The 22862-nt window shown below is 65.2% G+C and carries 22 protein-coding genes; 20 read left to right on the forward strand and 2 right to left on the reverse strand.

The annotated features are described in order from the left end of the window. Positions 1–387 precede the first annotated feature (387 nt). On the forward strand, positions 388–873 hold the full coding sequence (locus tag ACFQ4G_RS06100; RefSeq protein WP_238208494.1) for a cupin domain-containing protein: 486 nt from the start codon (positions 388–390) through the stop codon (positions 871–873). Between the two features lie 771 nt (positions 874–1644). Here the strand turns inward: ACFQ4G_RS06100 and ACFQ4G_RS06105 are convergent. Then, positions 1645–2811, reverse strand: coding sequence for a hypothetical protein (locus ACFQ4G_RS06105; protein WP_238208493.1), 1167 nt, complete (start codon positions 2809–2811; stop codon positions 1645–1647). Positions 2812–3442: 631 nt separating this feature from the next. Here ACFQ4G_RS06105 and ACFQ4G_RS06110 point away from each other — a divergent pair. The 17 genes from ACFQ4G_RS06110 (at position 3443) to ACFQ4G_RS06190 (ending at position 20030) form a co-directional block, all read left to right on the forward strand. Further along, the gene (locus ACFQ4G_RS06110; protein ID WP_238208492.1) at positions 3443–3595 is read left to right on the forward strand and encodes a hypothetical protein; all 153 of its coding nucleotides are present in this window, start codon (positions 3443–3445) and stop codon (positions 3593–3595) included. A 565-nt stretch (positions 3596–4160) separates the two neighbouring features. Then, on the forward strand, positions 4161–4448 hold the full coding sequence (locus ACFQ4G_RS06115) for an MTH1187 family thiamine-binding protein (protein ID WP_238208491.1): 288 nt from the start codon (positions 4161–4163) through the stop codon (positions 4446–4448). A gap of 68 nt (positions 4449–4516) precedes the next feature. After that, positions 4517–5446 (forward strand): aldo/keto reductase, encoded by a 930-nt coding sequence (locus ACFQ4G_RS06120; RefSeq protein ID WP_238208490.1) that lies wholly within the window; start codon positions 4517–4519, stop codon positions 5444–5446. Beyond that, entirely contained in the window at positions 5430–6179 is a 750-nt protein-coding gene (locus ACFQ4G_RS06125) for an NADPH-dependent F420 reductase (RefSeq protein WP_238208489.1), read from the forward strand. The genes ACFQ4G_RS06120 and ACFQ4G_RS06125 overlap by 17 nt, the downstream gene beginning before the upstream one ends. After that, complete coding sequence (locus ACFQ4G_RS06130; RefSeq protein ID WP_379039896.1) at positions 6176–7537, forward strand: NTP/NDP exchange transporter; 1362 nt, start codon at positions 6176–6178, stop codon at positions 7535–7537. The genes ACFQ4G_RS06125 and ACFQ4G_RS06130 overlap by 4 nt, the downstream gene beginning before the upstream one ends. Before the next feature lie 57 nt (positions 7538–7594). After that, on the forward strand, positions 7595–8062 hold the full coding sequence (locus ACFQ4G_RS06135; RefSeq protein WP_238208488.1) for a low molecular weight protein-tyrosine-phosphatase: 468 nt from the start codon (positions 7595–7597) through the stop codon (positions 8060–8062). Continuing rightward, on the forward strand, positions 8059–8859 hold the full coding sequence (locus ACFQ4G_RS06140) for a fructosamine kinase family protein (RefSeq protein ID WP_238208487.1): 801 nt from the start codon (positions 8059–8061) through the stop codon (positions 8857–8859). Before ACFQ4G_RS06135 ends, ACFQ4G_RS06140 begins: the two co-directional genes overlap by 4 nt. 216 nt (positions 8860–9075) lie before the next feature. Continuing rightward, positions 9076–9726 (forward strand): protein-L-isoaspartate O-methyltransferase family protein, encoded by a 651-nt coding sequence (locus ACFQ4G_RS06145; RefSeq protein WP_238208486.1) that lies wholly within the window; start codon positions 9076–9078, stop codon positions 9724–9726. Between the two features lie 189 nt (positions 9727–9915). Beyond that, positions 9916–11319, forward strand: coding sequence for a TolC family outer membrane protein (locus ACFQ4G_RS06150; RefSeq protein WP_238208485.1), 1404 nt, complete (start codon positions 9916–9918; stop codon positions 11317–11319). 208 nt (positions 11320–11527) lie between these two features. Beyond that, entirely contained in the window at positions 11528–12073 is a 546-nt protein-coding gene (locus ACFQ4G_RS06155; RefSeq protein ID WP_379039952.1) for a PopZ family protein, read from the forward strand. Between the two features lie 96 nt (positions 12074–12169). Next, positions 12170–14902 carry a valine--tRNA ligase gene (locus ACFQ4G_RS06160; RefSeq protein WP_238208483.1) on the forward strand — a complete coding sequence of 911 codons (2733 nt, stop codon included), beginning with the start codon at positions 12170–12172 and terminating at the stop codon, positions 14900–14902. After that, positions 14899–15621 (forward strand): DUF2459 domain-containing protein, encoded by a 723-nt coding sequence (locus ACFQ4G_RS06165; RefSeq protein WP_238208482.1) that lies wholly within the window; start codon positions 14899–14901, stop codon positions 15619–15621. The genes ACFQ4G_RS06160 and ACFQ4G_RS06165 overlap by 4 nt, the downstream gene beginning before the upstream one ends. Positions 15622–15717: 96 nt before the next feature. Further along, positions 15718–17247 carry a Do family serine endopeptidase gene (locus tag ACFQ4G_RS06170; RefSeq protein ID WP_238208481.1) on the forward strand — a complete coding sequence of 510 codons (1530 nt, stop codon included), beginning with the start codon at positions 15718–15720 and terminating at the stop codon, positions 17245–17247. A gap of 406 nt (positions 17248–17653) precedes the next feature. Continuing rightward, positions 17654–18115 (forward strand): hypothetical protein, encoded by a 462-nt coding sequence (locus ACFQ4G_RS06175; RefSeq protein WP_238208480.1) that lies wholly within the window; start codon positions 17654–17656, stop codon positions 18113–18115. A gap of 42 nt (positions 18116–18157) precedes the next feature. Next, positions 18158–18703 carry a hypothetical protein gene (locus ACFQ4G_RS06180; RefSeq protein WP_238208479.1) on the forward strand — a complete coding sequence of 182 codons (546 nt, stop codon included), beginning with the start codon at positions 18158–18160 and terminating at the stop codon, positions 18701–18703. A gap of 10 nt (positions 18704–18713) precedes the next feature. After that, entirely contained in the window at positions 18714–19571 is an 858-nt protein-coding gene (gene kdsA, locus ACFQ4G_RS06185) for a 3-deoxy-8-phosphooctulonate synthase (RefSeq protein WP_238208478.1), read from the forward strand. 105 nt (positions 19572–19676) lie between these two features. Beyond that, positions 19677–20030, forward strand: a complete 354-nt coding sequence (locus ACFQ4G_RS06190; protein ID WP_227439086.1) for a hypothetical protein — start codon at positions 19677–19679, stop codon at positions 20028–20030. 132 nt (positions 20031–20162) lie between these two features. On the opposite strand, the gene queF is transcribed toward ACFQ4G_RS06190, so the two are convergent. Then, entirely contained in the window at positions 20163–20627 is a 465-nt protein-coding gene (queF, locus tag ACFQ4G_RS06195) for a preQ(1) synthase (protein WP_238208477.1), read from the reverse strand. Positions 20628–20977: 350 nt separating this feature from the next. Between queF and eno the strand changes: the two genes are divergently transcribed. After that, entirely contained in the window at positions 20978–22267 is a 1290-nt protein-coding gene (gene eno, locus ACFQ4G_RS06200; RefSeq protein ID WP_238208476.1) for a phosphopyruvate hydratase, read from the forward strand. A 168-nt stretch (positions 22268–22435) separates the two neighbouring features. Continuing rightward, positions 22436–22852, forward strand: a complete 417-nt coding sequence (locus ACFQ4G_RS06205; protein WP_238208475.1) for a thiol-disulfide oxidoreductase DCC family protein — start codon at positions 22436–22438, stop codon at positions 22850–22852. The last annotated feature ends 10 nt before the right edge of the window (positions 22853–22862 follow it).

The following is a 22862-nucleotide window of genomic DNA, read 5'->3' on the forward strand; positions in this document are numbered from 1 at the left end:
CCCCACATAACGCCACGGGTCACCCGAACACCCGGGTGACCACATCTCACAATTCTCGCAAAATCAGCCCACGCTAAGTGTTTGAAACTATGGAACCCGAACCATACGAGTTCTCCCCGCATCGCCCCTTCATCGCCACCGCCAACCTGTAGCTCAGCCCCACCCCCCCCTCAACGGGGGTACAGACCCGGTTTCCTGCGCTCAAACCATTCTCCGACTGATGTCGAATACCGCGCTCAATCAGGCGACAAGTACGTAAGTGGCGTCCGTTCGTAGTCGTCCGACCTGCTCCACGATAGGAGATAGAGAGGATGCCGTACGGTGCCGACCGGCCGTCAGTTCCCCGGCCCGCCGAGGTCGGGATGGGCGGCAAAGGACGCGGCCAGCATGTCCACGAAGCTGCGGACCTTGCGGGCGATGTTGCGGTTGGCCGACCCACTCTGGTTTACCAATGCACGCCTCACCATCCACTTCTCGGGCAAGGACAATTCCGGGGGCATCACACTGATCGAGCACCACATGGCGGCGGACTTTGCCGTGCCGCTCCACGTGCACCGCGACGAGGACGAGAGCTTCTACGTCCTGGACGGCCACGTGCGCATGCAGATCGGCGAGGAGGTTTGCCTTCTTGAGACCGGCCAAGCCCTGACGATCGCGGCCGGCACGCCGCACTCGTTCCGCATCGTGTCGCGGGAAGCACGCTTCCTGACGATCACGACGGGTCCGTTCGAGGACATGGTGCGCAGCCTCTCCCGCCCGGCCGAGCGGGACGGCCTGCCGCCGCAGGAGGCGCCGACCGAGGCTGAGATCGCGGCCCTGGTTGCGGCCTGCGCCGCGCACGGCATCGCGTTCCAGGGACCACCGGTGACGTAGCGAGGGGTACATCTCACAAGCAGGCTGGAAGAAACCGTTTAAGTCACACATGGCTACTCAACCACCGGGTAAGCGCCTGATTTGCCGAGCAAAATTCGGAACAAAAAAACCTCTGTCTGCCCCAAACTTCGCGAGGCAGACAGAGGCGAGCAATCTGAGTGCTCGTACTGATTGGGGTTCGTGAGGCACGAGATCACCTCACCCATCGTCCTCACGGTAACGATCTGGATCACTCCTACGGGGAAAGGCTGACCTGCCAGGCTTTCTTTCGCCTTGGAACGCGTGTTTTGTGTCAGGCGACGATAACCGGTATCGGCTGCTGACTGGAGCGGAATTCGGTTCCGTCACTCCACATCCAGGGGAGGGATGCAGCGGGATTTCGTGCGACGGCTATACGAGTCCTCGCTATGTCAGGATGTCTGGGGAGCTGCATGCCCCAGGTGCGTAGGCTTGACCATTTGCGCGAGCGCGTAAGTGGAAAATGGATTGCCACGTGGAGCGCAGCCAACTCGCCGCCGCAGCGGCGGACCTGGCCCTAAATGTCAGCACCGCCTAATTGTCTGTCCGGAAACCTGCCTTTGAAATCATTAAGTTTTTCGGAACGAACAGACACCGTTCTTAGACTTCCCCCTGTGCGGCTCCGCAATGCGCTCTGTCTGGAAACGCCGCTTCTGCCTATGAAATGTTTCCGGACAGACACTAAGTGACAGCGTCTCACCGCGAGACCAAGACGCGCACATGAAACACAGAAAAAACAGCGACCGGAAATTCTCAAATAGGTTCGATAAATAATTCCGGATTGAAAGATCCATGATCGATCTTTCTATAATCGTAGCTAAGAGCTGTAACCCACTTGCAGAATAATATAGGATACAGTCTGCGCACGTCACGACTACCGTCCTCGAAACGAGAATGGAATGCAGGTCTCGCATGAGTGGGTTTTTGGTGAACGGGCGGACAGAAAGGGTCGTCGGAGACTACGTTCCCGCGCTCTTGCGCACTTTTAACACGCGCTATGGATCGCAATTCTTCTAAACCTTCAGGGATACCCAATTTACGTCGCAACGGTCCCAGATTTGTAGCGCTCCCGCTTCGGGGCTTCAAAGTCACGTGACCGGGATCAGACCATTGTCGGGCGATTAGATGCCCTAGCCGAACCTCTCGTCCGTCATCGGCATTGCGTGCTGATTGAACAACTACCGAGGGGTCGTAACCCTTCATTTGATAGTGAAAATTGTTCCAATGAAGCAATGGATTTCCCTTAAACGGTGCACTGACTCTGATAGCTCGGTGCTGGAAGGAGCTCTCTTTTTTCCCCCAATCCATCACCCATCGCCGAAATTCTTTTCGCCAATTTTGGTGGCCAGTAAACGGTGGAATGTATACAGCAAAATGCGTATGGGTTCCAATATTTTGGCTATTCTCATGGCAATAGAAATACGCTGTTGGAATTTCTCGTTCGAACAACCAATCGTTCATGCACTTGGCGAATCTAGAAAATAAATCTTTGATCTCTCTATCGGTATCTGCACCGAGCCGCCGCCACCAAAATGTTATCGAAACTTCGCAGTACAAATCAAACTCGTATGCAAACTCAGCCGCCGCATAATGCGCTGCGTACTCTAAAGCCCCAAAAAGAGTCGATTTTTCATTAGAAAAGTCTCTAACCACCGACCTACGACGAGAAAAAAGCTTCCGAATGAATATATTCTGACGCGAATTCTGCTCCATTTGGATTGAGTAGTCTGCTTCGCGCAAGGCATGGGAAGACGACTTCCCTTGAGAAGCGCGTATCAGATTACCGAAATGACCATACGCATTGCTTTCGTCCCATGCCCCAACGGTTTGCGGTCCCCCCGCATAATGTAAGGCCTTGTAGTAACTTTCCGCATCCAAGAACTCAGAGCGTTTAAGAAGCGGCCGCAATCTCTTCGTCACCCTCAATCTCCGCCGCAGGCTCGATCCGACCAACGTACCACGGTCACGGTTCTCGATACCCCCAAAATACCTTGCCAAACGACACAATTCGCTGCTACGGTAATCCCGGTTGCTCGCGACTTAAGTGATTGATTTTCCTTCGTTATCTAGTCGGCTCACGGGCGGTTCAGTATCCTCGTCCCCCAGCCACTGTCACATCTAAGCCCTTCAGATCATTGAGCTCCTCGCGCAGTCGCCCTGCGGAGTGAGCGCTTTTCTTTGACCTCCTCGGGGTCGAGCGAACTTTGCTCCTAGGCGAAGTGGCGCGTAGAATGTCGACATGAGCGTCAAACCGCGACGATGGTCCGTCTTCGCGCGCCGGCTGGTTGCAACGGTGCTCGGCGGATCATGCGTAGCGATACCCTGCTCAGTTCCGGCTCAGTCCCCACCACCGCCAGCGGCGGTGAACAACTGGGCGGACCTTCGCGCGACACTCGCTTCATGCTGGGCGATACCAGCGGACACGAAAGGATCACTGATCGCGTTCCGCTTCGGCATCGGCAAGACTGGCGCTCTGCCTGGCGCTCCCCTTGTCACGGCACGTCGCCTCGAAGGGGACCGGGACGCCCGTGAGCGGTTCGAGAACGCCGCGATGGATGCCCTCTCCCGCTGCTTTCCCATCTCCGTGACCCCGTCCTTCGGTGCCGTCCTGGGCGAGAGCCCCGTCCGCCTGCGGTTCGTCAACACTCCACCATCGGCCGCCTACCAGCTCAACGGCAACATCACGATCTTCGCGCCCCGTTGACGCGTTAGCTGCGGCTCGACCTTCAGTGATCGGAGTGCCGGCCAAAGCATCGACCAGACAAACGACAGTCCCGACTGGAAAATTTTTTGGATGATCATGGTGATACGCAGTATTTTTCGGAATTCGGCACCCGAAGCTATTCTTTAGTGACGGTATGAACGCGTTCGAAACAGAAGGAAGGGCCGCCTTTCGGCGACCCCCATTCCAGAAGCGTTTGATTTCGGATCGATATCCATCGGCCGGCGAAATCTCCTGTTGCGAGGTATGCGCGTCAACACCGCCGGAGCCCAGCCGGTCCCGTCCTTGCCTGTTCGCCGGTGCCGCCGGCTAAGGAAAATTCTTTTCAATCATGGGGTTAGCCGACGCCGACTCGGTCTCGTTCGCCCCCCCGCGCCCAGCCTTTCCTGAAAGGAGGAACCGCTCCCGAACGTCTCGGCGACCGACGATCGAGGTCGTCTTGTTCGATTGCGGGCGAGATCACCTGCGACCTTCAAGGCCCGTCGTCGTTGACAAACCATCGCGGCTTTGACCGATCTCGGGGCCGAGGCGGGGAGGAGTGAGGTTCATGAAGGTCGTCGCGGATCTGTGCATCGTACCCATGGGGGTCGGGCCCTCGGTTTCCTCATACGTGAAGGAAATCAAGACCATCATCGAGGCCAGCCACCTCAATGCCGAGATGCATGCCAACGGCACCAACATCGAGGGCGAGCTCGGCGACATTTGCCGTCTCATCGAACTCTGCGAGGACAGGCTCAGCCAACTCGGTGTTGAGCGCGTGTTCTTCACCATGGCTTTCTCGTCACGCCGGGACAAGGAACAGTCCATGGCCGACAAGCTGACGGCGGTGTCCTGATACGCCGGCACCTCGGCGGGAGCCATGCGTTGGTGCTGTCCGATCACCCGCATGAGGACAGAGCCCGCATGCATCCCTCACGACGTGCGTTCCTGGCCGGATCCGGCCTGCTTCCGCTCATGGTTCCAATGCTGGAGCAATCCGTCTCGACGGCTCATGCGGCGGAGGACGGGCCGATCCGACGCGCCATTCCCTCGTCCGGCGAGACTCTGCCCGTCATCGGCATCGGGACGTCGCGCCGCTATGAGGTCGAGCCGGTTCCGGAGAAGATCGCGCCACTGCGCGAGGCGGTCCGGCGGTTCGTCGCCCTCGGTGGCTCCGTCATCGATACGGCACCGAGCTACGGCACCGCAGAGGACGTCCTCGGTCTGATCCTGTCGCAGGATGGGCTGCGCGAGAAGGTGTTCCTGTGCAGCAAGGTCGGCGCGACCGGCCGCGAGGGCGGTGCGGCAGAGATCGCGCGCTCGTTTCGCCGCCTGAACACGGACAGGATCGACCTCGTTGCGGTCCACAACCTCATCGACACCACCGCGAACCTCGCGACGTTGCGGGAACTCAAGGCACGGAACAAGATCCGCTATCTCGGCGTCACCGTCTGGCGCGACAGTCAGTTCGCTGATCTCGAAGCCGTGATGCAACGGGAGACCCTGGATTTCGTCCAGGTCAATTACGCCATCGACGACCGCACCGCCGCCGAGCGCATCCTGCCGCTGGCCAAGGAACGCGGCATGGCGGTGATGGTGAACGTGCCGTTCGGGCGCGACCGCTTGTTCAAGGCGGTGCAGGGTCGTGATCTGCCGCCCTGGACGGCCGAGTTCGACTGCACGAGCTGGCCGCAATTCTTCCTGAAGTACGTCCTCGCGCACGAGGCCGTGACCTGCCCGATCCCCGGCATGGCCAAGGCGGCCTATGTCGAGGACAATCTTGGCGCGGCACGCGGCCGGATGCCCGATGCCGCCCAGCGAACCCGAATGGAAGCCTATGTCGACGCGCTCTGATCCTGTCACCCGTCGTGCCGCCCTCGTCTTGGGAAGCGGGCTCCTCCTCGCTTCGGGCGTCTTCGCCTCGGACCTTCCGGCCTCCGCCCAGACCGCGCCGCAGCCGATGCGCATCGGAATCATCGGGGCCGGCAATATCGGCAGCACCATCGGCGGCCTCTGGGCCAAGGCCGGCCACGAGGTGATGCTTTCCTCCCGCCATCCCGAGGAGCTGAAAGGGCTCGTCGAGGGGCTCGGCCCCAAGGCGAAGGCGGGCACGCCCGCGGAGGCCATCGCCTTCGGCGACGTCGTCCTCGTCGCCGTACCCTACAAGGCCTATCCGCAGCTGGCTCGGGATTATGCCGGAGCGCTGCAGGGCAAGGTGGTGATCGATGCCGGCAACGCGACGCAGGCCCGCGACGGCGAGGTCTACGACGAAGTACGGGCCGACGGGATCGCGGCAGTCTCGGCCAAGTACCTGAACGGCGCGAGGATCGTCCGCGCTTTCAACGCAGCGAATTACAAGATCTTTGCCAGGAACGCCGGTCGCGGCGGCGAGCGCATGGCGATCCCCATGGCCGGGGACGATCCTCAGGCGCTGGCGACCGCGGCCCAACTCGTCAGGGATTCGGGCTTCGATCCGGTGGTGGTAGGGCCATTGGCGAAGGCGGACACTTTCGCCATGGGCTCCCCAGGCTTCGGCCTCGATCTCGACGCCGAGGATCTGCGCGCACGCCTCGGGGTCGCCCGTTGAGCGAAGGGCAGGGTGCGGCAGCTCCGCCCCCCGCCGGAAACGGCGGCACCATCCCGCCCTGGCTGCGTCGCCTCATCGACGTCCGGGCAGAGGAGGTGCCGGCGCTCGCGTGGTCCTGGGCGTATATCTTCTCGATTCTCGCCGCCTACTATGTCCTGCGCCCGATCCGCGACCAGATGGGCGTCGCTGGCGGCATTGAGAACCTGCCCTGGCTGTTCACCGGCACTCTCGTCGGCATGCTGGCCCTGAATGTTCCCTTCGCCTGGTTGGTGAAGACCCTGCCGCGCGCCCGGTTCGTGCCGCTGACCTACCGGTTCTTTGCCGCCAACATCCTGTTCTTTGCCGGCGCCCTCTATGTCGCCGGACCGGAGGGCGATGTCTGGATCGGCCGGGCCTTCTTCGTCTGGCTGTCGATCTTCAACCTGTTCGTGGTCTCCGTGTTCTGGGCCACCATCGTCGATGTGTTCTCCACCGAGCAAGGCAAGCGTCTGTTCGGCTTCATCGCCGCCGGGGCGACCCTCGGGGCGATCGCGGGATCGGCGACCACGGCGATCCTCGCCCGCGACGTGCCAACCTGGGTCCTGCTGATCGGCGCAGCGTTACTCCTCGAAGGCGCGGTCTTCAGCATGCGCGGCCTCGCACGCCTGTCCGACCGCCTGAACCAAGCTCCCGTCGACAGCGGTGCCGCGCCGTCGGAGGCCATTGGGGGGAGCGCCTTCGCGGGGATCACCCGCACCTTCCGCTCGCCCTATCTCCTCAACATCGGCCTGTTCCTGCTGCTGTTCTCGGTGACGTCGACCTTCCTGTATTTCGAGCAGGCGGCCATCGCCAAGCGCAGCTTTCCCGATCGCGGGGCGCAGACGGCCTTCTTCGCCAGCGTCGACTTCCTCGTGAACCTGCTGACGCTCGGCGTGCAATTCTTCCTCACCGGCCGGATCGTGCGGCGCATCGGGGTCGGCCCCAGCCTTGCCCTCCTGCCTGCGGCGAGTATCCTCGGATTCGCAGCGTTGGCCGTGTCTCCCACGATCACCGCGATCGTCGCGTTCCAGGTCTTCCGGCGGGCCGGCAACTTCGCCATCGCCCGGCCGATCCGCGAAGTACTGTTCACGGTGGTCCCCCGCGAAGACCGCTACAAGGCGAAAAACTTCCTCGACACCGTGGTCTACCGTACCGGCGACCAGATCGGCGCGTGGTCCTTCACCGGCATCGCGGCCCTCGGCCTCGGCTCGACGGCGGTGGCCCTCACGGCGGTACCGCTCTCGGCGGCGTGGCTCGTGAACAGCCTCTGGCTGGGCCGGCGGCAGGAGGCGCGGCGGACGGCGATGGCCAATGAGGGCGAACCCGTCCCTCCGCCGTGATGATGGCCCCTCCGCGCGGGCACCGCTTTCCCCGATGACGAAGGACGAGGATCCCGCATGCCGACGGACAAGCCCAGAATCCTTTTCGTGTGCCTCGGCAACATCTGCCGCTCGCCCCTGGCGGAGGCCGCGTTCCGTCTGGAAGCCGAGCGGGCGGGGCTCGATGTCGAGGTCGATTCGGCCGGCACCGGTGCCTGGCATGCAGGCGAACCGCCAGACCGGCGCGCCCAGGCCGTCGCCCGAGGCAACGGCATCGACATATCCGGCTACCGTGCCCGGCAGGTCGACCGGGCGGACTTTGCCCGCTTCACTCATATCGTCGCCCTCGACGGCGACAATCTCGCCGTGTTGCAGCGGCTTCGGCCGCGGGACGGCGCCGCCTTGTCGCTTCTCCTCGACCATGTGCCGGGCCGTAGGGGCGAGGCGGTCGCGGACCCCTATTACGGGGCGGATGCGGGCTTCGAGACCACCTGGGCCGACGTGAGCACGGGAGCCCGCGCCCTCGTCCTGGCGCTGATGCGATGAAGACCCTGGCCGAACGCGGGGCGGCTCTGCTGGAGCGCGGGCTTGCCCTGTCCGAGCCGGTGAACGGCGGCAACCTGTCCGGCCTCGCGCGGATCGCGCTCGACGACGGAGGCGAAGCGATCGTGAAGGATGGGCCCGATCCTCTGGCGGAAGCCGGGATGCTGCGGGTGATCCGTGCAGCAGGCATCCCCGCGCCGGACGTGCTCGCGGTCGACACAGAAACCCTGGTGATCGAGCTTCTGCCGAATGGCGGCGGGACTGCCGAGGCGCATCTCGGCCGTGTGATGGCGCAGCTTCATGCGGTCACCGGCGAAAGCTACGGCTGGGACAGGGACTACGCCTTCGGCGCGGTACCGATCGGCAATCGCCGGAGCGAGGATTGGCCGGGCTTCTGGGCGGAGCGGCGGCTGCTCTGCCACTGTCCGCATGTCGATGGCCCGCTCGCACGGAGGATAGAGACCCTAACGGCGACGCTCCCTTCGCGCCTGCCGGAGCGGCCTCGTCCGGCCCTGCTGCACGGTGACTTGTGGAGCGGCAATATCCTGATCGACGGAAGCCGCGTCACCGGGCTGATCGACCCGGCCTGCTACTACGGACATGTGGAGGTGGATCTCGCGATGCTGTCCCTGTTCGGTCGGCCCGGTCCGGCCTTCCGAGAAGCTTATGGGCCGACCGAGACCGGATGGAGCGAGCGCAGGGCGATCTACCAGCTCTGGCCGGCCCTGGTGCACCTGCGCCTGTTCGGATCGGGCTATCGCTCCATGGTCGATGGGCTGTTCGACGCGGCGGATCGCTGAGCCCCGTTCCGATCGGCCGGATCGTGAGGCCGAGCCGGTTCAGCGCCACGGGAAGGGTCCGGCGGACGCTTCCGCGAATCTCGCCGCGAACCTTGCGTTTTGAGGTCCGATCCACGACAACCCGGCAAGCTTTGGCGCAGGCGTCCGGCTCCTTCCGAATATCCGGATGAAGCGGATGGGCGCTTTCGGCCGATGCGGCGAGGGAAGACGAGACCCATGCTCGATTACGCGCAGGCGCGACGCCTCATGGTGGATTGTCAGCTGCGGACCTTCGACGTCAACGACATCGCAGTCCTCGACGCTTTCGAAGCCGTGCCGCGCGAGCGTTACGTGCCCCCGGGGCGCGAGGATTTCGCCTATATCGATCAGACCCTCCGCATCGGCGGACAAGACCGGGCGATCCCGGCGCCGATGATCCTCGCCCGCATGGTCCAGGCCCTCCAGCTCGCGCCGGGGCAGGCCGTCCTCGACGTCGCCACGGGCTATGGCTACGCCGCCGCTGTCATGCGCCAGCTCGGGGCGCGGGTGGTGGCCCTCGAATCCGACGAAACCCTCGCCGCCGAGGCCGGGAGCCGCTTGTCGGGGATCGAGGGAATCGAGATCGTTCGCGGCCCGCTCGAGGCAGGTGCAGCGGCAGCGGGACCGTTCGACGCGATTCTCGTCAACGGCCGCGTCGAGACAAGGCCCCAGGCCCTCCTCGACCAGTTGAAGGATGGCGGCCGCCTCGCCTGTGTGATGGGTCGCGACCGCGCCGCGAAGGCGACCCTATTCGTGCGGACCGGAGACGCATTCGGCGCCCGCCCACTCTTCGATGCAACTCTGCCGGCTTTGTCGGCCTTCGCGACGGATTCCGGCTTCTCTTTCTGAAGCGCCATGACGGGTGTCGCTTTTATGCGGCACTGCGCCGTCAATCTCGCGCAGCACCCGCCTTCGCCGATGCCCCGGAGCGCAACCTCCGCTAATCTGGCGGATGAGGCGGGCAATCCGGATGACACCTTACGGGTGCCATGGCCGTGCTGAACGGTCGACCGGTTCATCGAGAAACCGCAAGGGCAGATGGACGTGAGACAACCCAAACCTGCGAAGCGTCTCGGGCTTCGGCTCGGCGGCTTCGCCGTGCTGGCACTCGCCGCCGCATCTCCGGCCGTCGCCGAGACGCTGGATAGCGCGCTGGCCCGTGCCTATGGTGCCAACCCGGCGTTGAACGCGGCGCGTGCTGGGTTGCGCGCCACCGACGAGAACGTCGCTCAGGCCAAGTCCGGCTACCGTCCCACCGTGAGCCTCGACGCCGATATCGGCCTGTCCAAGTTTGAGGGGCGGATCTCCGGAATCGAGCTCCCGAACGGCCGGGCCGTGACGAAACCCGGCGGCGCGGGCCTCACTGTCAACCAGACTCTGTTCAACGGCTTTCAGACCGACAACCAGACCCGTCGTGCCGAATCGGACGTGCTCGGGACGCGCGAATCGTTGCGCGCCACCGAGATGACCACCCTGTTCAACGCCGCCCAGATCTACATGTCGGTCCTGAGCGACACGGCGACGCTGGAACTGCGCCGAAACAACGTCGAGGTGCTCGAAGAGCAGCTGCGCCAGACCCGCGACCGCTTCAATGTCGGCGAGGTCACCCGGACCGATGTGGCCCAGGCCGAGGCCCGTCTTGCCGGCGCCCGCTCGGACGTCAGCGGCGCTGAGGCGAACCTGCGCGCCAGCATCGGCACCTATCGGCGCATCATCGGTGTCGAGCCGCGCCAACTCGCGCCCGGCCGGCCCCTCGACCGGTACGTACCCCCGAATCTCGACAACGCCATCTCCATCGGCCTGAAGGAGCACCCGCAGATCCTCTCCTCCCTGCACGCCGTGGACGTGGCCGAGGCGCAGGTGAAGATCTTCGAGGGCCAACTCTATCCCACCGCCGCCCTGCAGGGGAATGTCCAGCAGCGCTACGACGCGCAGTTCCCCGGCGACAACGGCGTGACCGCCTCGATCGTCGGTCGGCTCTCGATCCCGCTTTACGAGGGCGGCCAGACCTATTCGCAGATCCGCCAAGCCAAGGAATTGGTCGGCCAAGCCCGGATCAATGTCGAGGACATCCGCGATCAGGTCCGCTCGGCCATCGTCACGGCCTGGGGCCGCCTCGAAGCCGCAAAGGCGCAGGTCATCGCCTCGCAGGCCCAGGTCCAGGCCAACGAAGTGGCCCTCAACGGCGTGCGTGAGGAAGCCCGCGTCGGCCAGCGCACCACCCTCGACGTGCTGAACGCCCAGCAGGAACTCCTGAATTCGCGGGTGAATCTCATCCTGGCCCAGCGCGACCGCGTGGTGAACTCCTACGGCGTCGTCCAGTCCGTGGGCCGCCTCACCGTGCGCTTCACCTCGATCGCGGTGGCGACCTACAGCCCGAAGGAGCATTTCGACCAGATCAAGGACCTTTGGTACGGCGTGCGCACGCCGGACGGACGCTGACGGGCGAGTATGGTCGCGAGAAGATAGCGGAGCCCGATGTTATCCTGTGCCTTGGGCTTCCGCGGCGCTTGTTTCCCGCGCCTGCGGTGAAATACTCAGAGTGATCGAAACGTTTTCTTAACCATGTGACCCGAGCGTCGTCCGGATGAGTGCAGCGAGCCCCAAGACGCCGGAGAAGACCGTGCCGGAGAAGGCCCAGGAACCCTCGATGGAGGAAATCCTGGCCTCCATCCGCCGGATCATCGCCGACGACCAGAACGCCAAGGCCGAGGTCGTCTCGCCGGTTCGCTCCGCCCCGCCGCAGCCGGAAAACGACGATGTGCTCGACCTCGCCGAGGTCGCCCAGCCGCGCAAACCCCAGCCCGCCGCCATCGAAGAACCCGAGATCGGCTTCGCCGAGAGCGGCGAGATCGATTTCGACTCGATCTCCTTCGACGACGAGCCCGAGCCGTTGCCGCCTCCGGTTGCGCGCCAGCCCGAGCCGCCCCGTGCCGCCCCGCGCCCTACCCCTCCGGCGGAGCCCCCGCGTGACACTCCGCACGAGCGCCTGATTTCCGCCGTCACCGATGCCAGCGTCGGTCACGCGTTCCAGCTTCTCGCCGGTACGATGGTGAGCCAGAACGCCCGTACCATCGAAGACATGGTGCAGGACATGCTGCGGCCGATGCTGAAATCCTGGCTCGACGACAACCTGCCGGGGATGGTCGAACGACTGGTCAGAGCCGAGATCGAGCGCGTGGCGCGGGGCCGCTGATCACCCTGCGATGTTGACGCGAGGAGCGTGACGGGGTGAAAGCGGGCCAACACCTGGGCTGAAGCCCACCCCGCACGCACTGGCCCGATCCCGCCCATGATGGACAAGACCTTCGACCCTGCCGCCGTCGAGGCGCGCATCGCGTCCGCCTGGGAGGCCGGTGACGCTTTCAAGACCGGTCGGCCGGAACGTGCCGACGCTGAGCCCTTCACCATGGTGATCCCGCCGCCGAACGTGACGGGCAGCCTTCACATGGGCCACGCCCTCAACAACACGCTGCAGGACATCCTCTGCCGGTTCGAGCGCATGCGCGGGCGCGACGTGCTGTGGCAACCGGGCACAGACCATGCCGGCATCGCCACCCAGATGGTGGTGGAGCGCCGGATGATGGAGGCCCAGGAGCCGGGCCGACGCGAGATCGGCCGCGACGCATTCGTCGAGAAGATCTGGGCCTGGAAGGCGGAATCGGGCGGGGCCATCGTCAACCAGTTAAAGCGCCTGGGCGCCTCCTGCGACTGGTCGCGGGAGCGCTTCACCATGGGCTTGAACGGCGCCCCCGACGACCAGATGGTCCGCGCCGTCACCAAGACCTTCGTCGATCTCCACGCCCAAGGGCTGATCTATCGCGACAAACGCCTCGTGAACTGGGACCCCAAGTTCCAGACCGCGATCTCCGACCTCGAAGTCCTGCAGATCGAGGTGAAGGGCCATCTCTGGCATTTCGACTACCCGATCGTGGATAAGAGCGGCGCCGAGACCGGCGAGGTCATCACCGTCGCAACGACCCGGCCCGAGACCATGCTCGGCGACACCGCCGTGGCGGTCCACCCGGACGACGAGCGCTACACCCATCTCGTCGGCAGGCATGTCCGCTTGCCGCTGGTGGGCCGCCTGATCCCCATCGTCGCCGACACCTATTCTGACCCCGAGAAAGGAACCGGTGCGGTCAAGATCACGCCGGCGCACGACTTCAACGATTTCGAGGTGGGCAAGCGGGCCGGCTGCACGCCCATCAACATCCTGGATCCGGAAGCCCGCATAAGCCTCGATGGAAACGCGGCTTTCCTGAAGGACTCGAACCCGGAGCCGGAGGCTTTGGCCCTGCACGGCCTCGACCGGTTCGAGGCGAGGAAGCGCGTCGTCGCCCTGATGGAGGCGCGCGAGCGCTTGGCGCTCGTCGAGCCCAACACCCATGCGGTTCCGCATGGCGACCGATCGAACGTCGTCATCGAGCCGTATCTCACCGATCAATGGTACGTGAACGTGAAGCCGCTCGCCGAGCGTGCCCTCCAGGCCGTCCGCGACGGCAAGACCCGTTTCGTGCCCGAGAACTACGAGAAGACGTTCTTCCAATGGCTCGAGAACATCGAACCGTGGTGCATCTCGCGCCAGCTCTGGTGGGGACACCAGATCCCGGTCTGGTACGATGACGAGGGTGGGTTCTTCGTCGCTTCAAGCGAGGCGGAAGCGCAGGCCCAAGCCGCTGCGAAGCACGGGGACGCCGTCACTCTCCACCGTGACGAGGACGTCCTCGACACGTGGTTCTCCTCGGCCCTGTGGCCGTTCTCGACGCTCGGCTGGCCCGACTCGACGCCAGAGCTCGATCGCTACTATCCCACCAACACCCTGGTCACCGGCAAGGACATCATCTTCTTCTGGGTTGCCCGGATGATGATGCTCGGCCTCCACGTCACCGGCCGGGTGCCGTTCGATACGGTCTATCTCCACACCCTGGTGCGCGACGCGTCGGGCGCCAAGATGTCGAAATCGAAGGGCAACGTGGTCGATCCACTCGGCCTTATCGACCAGTACGGCGCCGATGCCCTGCGCTTCACTCTCGCCGCCATGGCCGCGCAGGGGAGGGACATCAAGCTCGCCGTCAACCGGGTCGAGGGCTACCGCAACTTCGCGACCAAGCTCTGGAACGCCTCGCGCTTTGCCGAGATGAACGGCTGCGTCCTTCGCGCCGATTACCGTCCCGAGGCCGCCACCGAGACCCTCAACCGCTGGGCGCTCGGCGAGGCCGCGCGGGCCGTCGCCGAGGTTTCGGCGGCACTGGATGCCTACCGCTTCAACGACGCGGCGGCGGCTGCCTACCGCTTCGTCTGGAACATCTTCTGCGACTGGTATGTCGAGCTCGCCAAGCCCGTTCTCCAGGGGGAGGGCGATGCCGCCGCCAAGGCCGAGACGCAGGCCACGGTCGCCTACCTCATCGACCAGATCGCCAAGCTGCTGCACCCGTTCATGCCGTTTCTCACCGAGGAGCTTTGGTCGATCAAGGGCGAGGCGATCGCCGACCGTGGGCTCCTGGCACTCGCGCCCTGGCCCGATCTGTCGGGCCTGGCCGATCCAGACGCCGAATCCGAGATCGGCTGGGTCGTGGATCTCGTCTCCGAGATCCGCTCCGCCCGCTCGGAAACCAACGTGCCGGCCGGCGCGCAGATTCCCCTGGTGATCGTCGGTGCCGACGAAGCCCTGCGGGCACGCGCGACCCAGTGGCAGGACACGCTCCTGCGCCTCGCACGCCTGTCGGACATCTCGTTCGCCGACACGGCGCCGAAGAACGCCGTCCAGCTCCTGGTGCGCGGTTCCGTGGCCGCCCTTCCCCTGGAGGGCATCGTCGATCTGAAAGCGGAGGTCGCCCGCCTCGACAAGGAAGCGGTGAAGGCGGCCTCCGAGATCGGAAAGATCGAGGCCAAGCTCGGCAATGCCGACTTCCTCGCCCGCGCCCCCGACGAGGTGGTGGACGAGCAGCGCGAGCGCCGCGACGCCGAGACGGCGCGGCTGGAGAAGATCCGCGAAGCCCTGGCGCGGTTGTCCGAAGCATGATCCTGCGCCGGCTGGCCCAAGGCCTCGCTGGCCTGTTCGCTCTCCTCGTCCTCGCCGCGATCGTCACTGCGCGGCCCGGCGACCCCGCTCTCTATCCCGCTCCTGACGACGACTTAGAAAAAATCGAATTCGTCAGCCACGGCTGGCATTCGGGCCTCGTGATCCCGCGCGAGGCCCTGACGGGGGAGGGCACCGGAACGGCGCTCCGCAGCATCGCCACCCGCTTCCGCGCCTATCCGCAGATCGAGTTCGGCTGGGGCGAGGCACGTTTCTACCGGGCGACGCCGACCCTGGCGCAGTTCGACCTGCGCCTCGCCCTCGAAGCCCTGTTCACTCCCGGCGGCCGGGAGAGCGTGGTGCAGGTAGTGGGGCTCGCCGAGGACACACGGACGAGCTTCCCCCATTCGGACATCGTGCCCATCCGTATCTCGAAGGCTGGCCTCACTCGATTGCTCTCCCGCCTCGACGCCAGCTTTCGCCTTGCCGACAACACCCCCATCGCGGGCGGCCCCGGCCTCTACGGGCCGAGCCTTTTCTATGAGGGCGAGGGTCGCTTCAGCGCCGCCAACGTCTGCAACCACTGGGCGGCGCGCCTCCTCAACGCCGCCGGCCTGCCGATCACGCCGGTGCTGGATACGCACCCGGCGGGATTGCTGCTCGATCTCAGATGGCGCGCGGGAGTGCGGGCATCGCCCGCCGCCAACCTGTCCAAACCGTAATCTCGGCGACACGGGCGGGTCAGGCGGGCCTCTCTACACACGGGGGCATGGCCCCGCTCGATAGCGGGGAACCGACCTTCCCGGAGAGACCCGCTCATGCCTTCGTCGACTTCGAACCTGCGCCGCAACGCCCTCGCATCCGTCGCTGCCATCGTCATCGCGGCGACCGGCGCGGCCGGTATCGGCCTGACCCAGCCCTCGACCCCAGCCCATGCCCAGGCCCTCTCCAAGAACCCGATCGACGTGCCGGACCATCCGCCCGGCTCTTTCGCCAGTGTCGTCGACAAGGTGAAGCCCGGCGTCGTCGCCGTGAAGGTGAAGCTCGACGACAGCGCGGGCATGGACGACGATGACGGCCCCGGACAGGGCCAGCAGGTTCCGCCGCAGCTGCGCGAGTTCTTCAAGCGCTTCGGTCAGGGTGGCCCGGGTCAGGGCCAGGGCCTCGGTGGCCCTTCGCCGAAGCGCCAGGGTCAGCGCGGCGCCATGGGCTCGGGCTTCATCATCTCGGCCGACGGCTACGTCGTCACCAACAACCACGTGGTCGACAAGGCCAAGACGGTGCAGGTGACCCTCGACGACAACCGCACCCTCGACGCCAAGGTCATCGGCAAGGATCCGAAGACCGATCTGGCACTGCTCAAAATCACCGAGGGCGGCACCTTCCCTTATGTCTCGCTGAGCAAGTCGGCGCCCCGCGTCGGCGATTGGGTGGTGGCCATCGGCAACCCGTTCGGCCTTGGCGGAACGGTCACCGCCGGCATCGTCTCGGCCCGTGGCCGCGACATCGGCGCCGGCCCCTATGACGACTTCCTGCAGATCGACGCGCCGATCAACAAGGGTAATTCCGGCGGCCCGACCTTCAACGTCGGTGGCGAGGTCGTGGGCGTGAACACCGCCATCGCCTCACCCTCCGGCGGCAGCGTCGGCCTCGCCTTCGCCATTCCGGCGGAGACCGTGCAGGCGGTGGTCGACCAGCTCCGTGCCGACGGAAAGGTGGCGCGCGGCTATCTCGGCGTGCAGGTCCAGCCGGTGACGAAGGACATCGCCGACGGCCTCGGCCTCGACAAGGCCAAGGGCGCCCTCGTCGACCATGCCGAACCCGGCACGCCGGCGGCCAAGGCAGGCCTCAAGTCTGGCGACGTGATCGAATCGGTCAACGGCGCAGCCGTCAACGATGCTCGCGAATTATCGCGCCGGATCGCTGGTCTGAAGCCAGGCGCCAAGGTCGATCTCGCCTACCTGCGCGGAGGCAAGTCCGACACCGCCACGGTGGAGCTCGGCGCCCTTCCGAACGACCCGAAGGCCGGCAACGACAACAGCCGCAGCTCGTCGAGCGACGGCCAGCCGCGCCTCGGCCTCAGCCTCGCCCCGGCCGCCCAGGTCGGTGCCGGAGACGAAGGCGTCGCGGTGATGGATGTCGATCCCGATGGCCCGGCAGCGGCCAAGGGTATCGAGCAGGGTGACATCATCCTCGATGTGGCCGGCTCCAGCGTCTCGAAGCCTTCGGAGATCGCCGAGCGTGTCAAGGCCGCCGAGGCCAACGGACGAAAGGCGGTGCTGATGCGGATCAAGAGCACCAAGGGTGTCACTCGCTTCGTCGCCGTGGCTCTGAATAAGGCCGGATGATCGGTCGCTGAGGATCGCGTCCAAAGCGCGGTCATCAAGAACGAAACCGACGCCGGCCCGTTCGTTCAGGCCGGCGTCTTCCGTGGAAGCCGAGCCGCTCGCTCAAGCAAACCACCCCTTTCGTCGGAGCCTTGGCGGAGAGATCTGGGCGGAACCTCCCGCCTCCGGGGACCGACGAACTGGTGAGCACGGCGGTAGGCAACGGAGACGGGTGGCCCTCATCGCCGAGACCGGCATCGGCAATGGGGTGCTTGGCCCAAGCGGGGGACAACGGACCGGACTGAAACTTGCTTTGCCGCCGACGTGCTTTCGCGCACGCCGGCGCCGGATCCAGTAGCAATCCAGAGACATTGGAAAGCGAGGTTCGGTGTCTCCCGATGCGATGCACGGAGGGGAGGAGATTCCGATGCCGGCTCTCGATCGTACGAAGATGATCAGTCTGCCGTTGGTCGCCCTCGCCCTTGCGGCCCCCGCATGGGCCAGACCGGTCACCGCAAAGCCGGTCTGGGCCACAGGCACCTTCGTCTATGCCGATCTCTGCACCGAGGCCGGGAGCGGCGAGCGGGCCGGGCGGCGCATCACGCTCAAGCGCTCACCCAGCGGGGACGTGCTGGTCTACGAGACCGCATCCCGGTCGTCACAGGCCGAGAATCTAACCCTCGACGACGAGACCAAGGCCCTGTCGTTCCTGGTCGGCGGCGAGGAAGGTAGCTTTGCGTTCCACGGAACCCTGGCAACGGATGCCCTGATCGGGACGGTCGAGGACGAGACCGGTGCCTATCCGCTGCGCCTGCGCCGCATCCTGCGATCGCACGCCCACGAGGCCTGCCCCGCCGAGATCACGGGATCGATCGGAATGCGGCGCTGAGAGCGTTGGGTCCGGGCTGCGTCCTGTTCTAGGATAGGGTGGATGAAAGCTCATCTCCTCCCCTCGATCGCCTGCTGCCTCGCCACCATCGCTCTGTCCTCGACCTCCGTCCCGGCGAAGACGGGAAATTCCTGCGACCGCCTCACTGCGCGGATGATCCGGGCCACTGGTGCCGGATTGGCCGGTCGCGAGGCCTCGCTCGCGGTGTTCCGTGCCGCGGACGCCGACCGCATGAGCCTCGATTGCCGGGCTCCGACACGGATGGCGTTCGGGTCGCGCGACCGCGAGCCGGCCAGGGCCTATTTCGCCCTGATCGGGCTGGCGGCGGAGGGCTTGACCGGCGCGAAGGCCGAAGCCGTTGAGGTGCTGGCCCGCAATCTCCACCAGGATTCCCTCCTCACCGGGATGCCGCATGCGGGACGTATCGGGCACGCGGCCCTGCAATGCGAGACGGGCGGACGGCGGTTTGGAGAAGGGCTCGGTCTGAACGGCGCCCCGTCCGACCTGACGCGCTGTGTGCTCGTCCGAAACCGCTCGCCGGTCCTACGCCGTCGCGCCGGCCTTTTCGGCGGGGCTCGGGCGGGCTAGACCGGACGCCATGTCCGAACCCGCTCGCTCACCCTCCGGTCCCGTCGTGATGGCGGGGCACACCGCCTTCGGCAACCACTTGCCCTTCGCGCTCATCGCCGGCCCGTGCCAACTTGAGAGCCGTGACCACGCCATCGAGATCGCCGACGCGCTCAAGGGCATGACCGACCGCCTCGGGATCGGCCTCGTGTTCAAGGGCTCGTTCGACAAGGCCAACCGGACCTCGGGTTCCACCGCCCGCGGCCTCGGCCTCACCGGGGCACTCCCGATCTTCGCCGAGATCAAGGAGCGCTTCGGCCTGCCCGTTTTGACCGATGTCCACGAGGCGGCCCAGTGCGCGCCAGCCGCCGAAATCATCGACGTCCTCCAGATTCCGGCCTTCCTGTGCCGGCAGACCGACCTGCTGCTGGCCGCTGCCGCCACGGGCCGGGTTGTGAACGTGAAGAAAGGCCAGTTCCTCGCTCCCTGGGACATGGCCCATGTGGCCGCTAAAGTGACGAAGGCGGGCAATCCGAACGTCCTCGTTACCGAGCGCGGCGCCTCGTTCGGCTACAACACGCTCGTCTCCGACATGCGCAGCCTGCCGATCATGGCGCAGGTGACCCATGGAGCACCCGTCGTCTTCGACGCGACCCATTCGGTTCAGCAGCCGGGCGGGCAGGGCGCGACTTCGGGCGGTCAGCGCGAATTCGTGGCCGTATTGGCCCGTGCAGCAGTGGCCGTGGGGATCGCCGGCCTGTTCATCGAAACCCATCCCGACCCGGATCACGCTCCGTCCGACGGACCGAACATGGTGCCACTGAAGGCGATGCCGGCATTGCTGGAGACACTCCAGGCTTTCGACCGTCTTGCGAAGTCGACAGACTGACCGAGACCGGCTGCGCCTGGATTCGATGAGCGGAAGCGACAATGGAACGGAGTCTCTCCGACATCGTTGTCCTTGCTTAAGCGAAGCAACGATTTGAGGAGCCCCATGCGCAAGTTCGCACTGATCACGGCCGTCACCCTTTCTCTCGGCGCCATGGCCGCCGGAACGGCTGCCGAGGCTCGCCCTGGACATGGTCACGGCTATGGTCGCGGCGGCCATGGTGGATACGCTCACGGCGGTTACGGCCATCGTGGCTATGGCAATCGAGGATATGCCTATCGTGGCGGCGGACGTCGCGGCATCGGGACAGGCGCGGCCGTCGGCCTCGGCATTGCAGGTCTCGCTGCTGGTGCGATCGCAGCAGGTGCCGCTCGCGATTCGTACTACAACAATGGCTACGGTCGTCCGGCATATGGTGGTGGCGGTTATGGCCGTCCCGCTTATGGCTACGGTTACTGATCCAGCCATCCCGGTGAATCGAAAAGGGCGGTCGGTCTTTACCGGCCGCCCTTTTTCATAACGCGATCATTCGTCAAAGATTTCCGGAGCTTGACACGCTCCACATACCCGACATGCGCTCCGGACAATGGATCAACCGCGACCACGATAGGGCGCGATGCCCTGGTCGGGAAGCCAGAGGGCACTCGGTGGCTCGCCACTCTGCCAGAACACGTCGATCGGAATGCCGCCGCGCGCGTTCCAATACCCGCCGATGCGGAAGTACCGAGGCCTGAGAAGATCTACGAGGGTGAGACCGATCCCGACCGTGCAATCCTCGTGGAAGGCACCATGATTGCGGAAAGCACCGAGATAAAGCTTCAGGGACTTCGATTCTACGAGCCACTGGTCCGGCACGTAGTCGATCATCAGGATTCCGAAGTCGGGCTGGCCGGTAACGGGGCAGATCGAGGTGAATTCCGGTGCGGTGAACCGTGCCAGATAATCGGTCGCGGGATGCGGGTTCGGCACGCGATCCAGGCGGGCAGCCTCGGGCGAGACGGGCAGGGGAGTGGGCTGGCCGAGTTGGAGCGAGTCGTCTGAGGGCGGGTTGGTCATGACCGCCGCTATAGCGCAGGCCGCTCCGAAGGGGAACTCCTCGCCGGGAATCTCTTATGAAATCAACACGCTAGTGAGCGCCCGACCGAGCCCTCGTCGCCTTCGACGAAGTGGGCGCCGCAGACGCGGCAGTCGGCGGTCCGGAATTTCTTGCAACCTCAGCAAAGATTTGTGACCTTGCGGCGCCGTCCCTGGGCGCGCAGGTGCTTGCCGGATGCGACACGTTGACGGATAAGCCTGCCCTGGATCCGATCGGTCCCTTGGGCGGCCCCTCCGACGAGGCGCGCCTCTGGGACCATGACGGCTGGGCCGAGTGCCCGCCGCAACACCTTTGAGAGCTAGGGGCACGCATGACCGCGATCACCAACATCGCCGCCCGCGAGATCCTCGACAGCCGGGGCAACCCGACCATTGAGGTGGATGTCCTCCTGGAGGATGGCTCCTTCGGCCGCGCTGCCGTGCCGTCCGGCGCCTCCACCGGCGCACATGAGGCGATGGAGCTGCGCGACGGCGACAAGGGCCGCTACAGCGGCAAGGGCGTCCGCAAAGCAGTGGCCGCGGTGCGTGGCGACATCCTCGACACCATCGGCGGCATGGATGCAGAGGACCAGATCGCCGTCGACGAGGCGATGATCGAGCTCGACGGAACCCCCAACAAGGCACGGCTCGGCGCCAACGCCATCCTCGGCGTGTCGCTGGCGGTGGCCAAGGCCGCGGCCGAGACCGCCGGTCTGCCGCTCTACCGCTATGTCGGCGGAACCCAGGGCCGGGTGCTGCCGGTGCCGATGATGAACATCATCAACGGTGGTGCGCATGCCGACAACCCGATCGACTTCCAGGAATTCATGATCATGCCGGTGGGCGCCTCCTCCCTCGCCGAGGCCGTGCGCATGGGTGCCGAGGTGTTCCACACCCTCAAGAGCGCCCTCAAGAAGGCCGGCCACAACACCAATGTCGGCGATGAGGGCGGCTTCGCCCCCAACCTCCCCTCGGCCGAGGCCGGGCTCGACTTCGTCATGGAATCGATCGCCGCCGCCGGATTCAAGCCCGGCACCGACATCGTGCTCGCCCTGGACTGTGCCGCCACCGAATTCTTCAAGAACGGCGCCTACCATTACGAGGGCGAGGGCCAGACCCGCTCGATCGAGGCCCAGGTCGACTACCTCGCCAAGCTCGTTGATTCCTATCCGATCCTGTCCATCGAGGACGGCATGTCCGAGGACGACTGGGCCGGATGGAAGCTCCTGACCGAGAAGGTCGGCAATCGCTGCCAACTCGTGGGCGACGACCTTTTCGTCACCAACGTGACCCGCCTGTCGCGCGGCATCGCGGAGGGCACCGCGAACTCGATCCTGGTGAAGGTCAACCAGATCGGCACTCTTACCGAGACGCTCGCCGCCGTCGATATGGCCCAGCGCGCCGGCTACACCGCCGTAATGTCCCATCGCTCGGGTGAGACCGAAGATTCGACCATCGCCGATCTCGCCGTCGCGACGAATTGCGGACAGATCAAGACCGGCTCCCTCGCCCGTTCGGACAGACTGGCCAAGTACAACCAGCTCATCCGCATCGAGGAAGGCCTCGGCGCACAGGGCCGCTTCGCCGGCAAGTCCGCGCTGAAGGCCTTCGCCGCCCGCTGACGCGCGGGAATCATCCCCGAACGGCCTTCTCGCCCTTCATCACCGTCAGAACAAACGGCCCCACCATCGATCGATGCGATGGTGGGGCCGTTTTGCTCGCATCGGCGTTGTTAAGGGGCATGGCATCGACGTGTCGAGCCGGTGCGGAGAGGACGCTTCGACGCCACCATGACTCCACCCGCCGCACTGACCGTCTATTATGATGGGGCTTGCCCGCTCTGTTCCGCTGAGATTCGGACCTATCAGCGCAGCCGCGGGTCCGAACGCATTCACTTCGTCGATGTGAGCGGTGACGGCGCCCCCGACACACTTGGCCCCGACCTCGAGCGCGAGGCCGCGCGGGCACGTTTCCATGTCCGGGACGAAGAGGGCCGTCTTGCCTCCGGGGCAATGGGCTTCATTTGGCTGTGGCGGCAGCTGCCCGGTTGGAAATGGCTTGCGACCCTGGGAAGTCTGCCCGGCATGCCGATCCTGGCCGAGGCCGCCTACCGCCGGTTCCTTACCGTGCGCCCACATCTCGCCAAGCTCTTCACCCGGTTCCTCGGTGCGCCGTGCGAGGCGGCCTGCCGATCCCCGAAGACTTGAGCGGCTCCGC

The sequence above is a fragment of the Methylobacterium marchantiae genome, from assembly GCF_042679825.1.
GTDB lineage: Bacteria > Pseudomonadota > Alphaproteobacteria > Rhizobiales > Beijerinckiaceae > Methylobacterium > Methylobacterium marchantiae.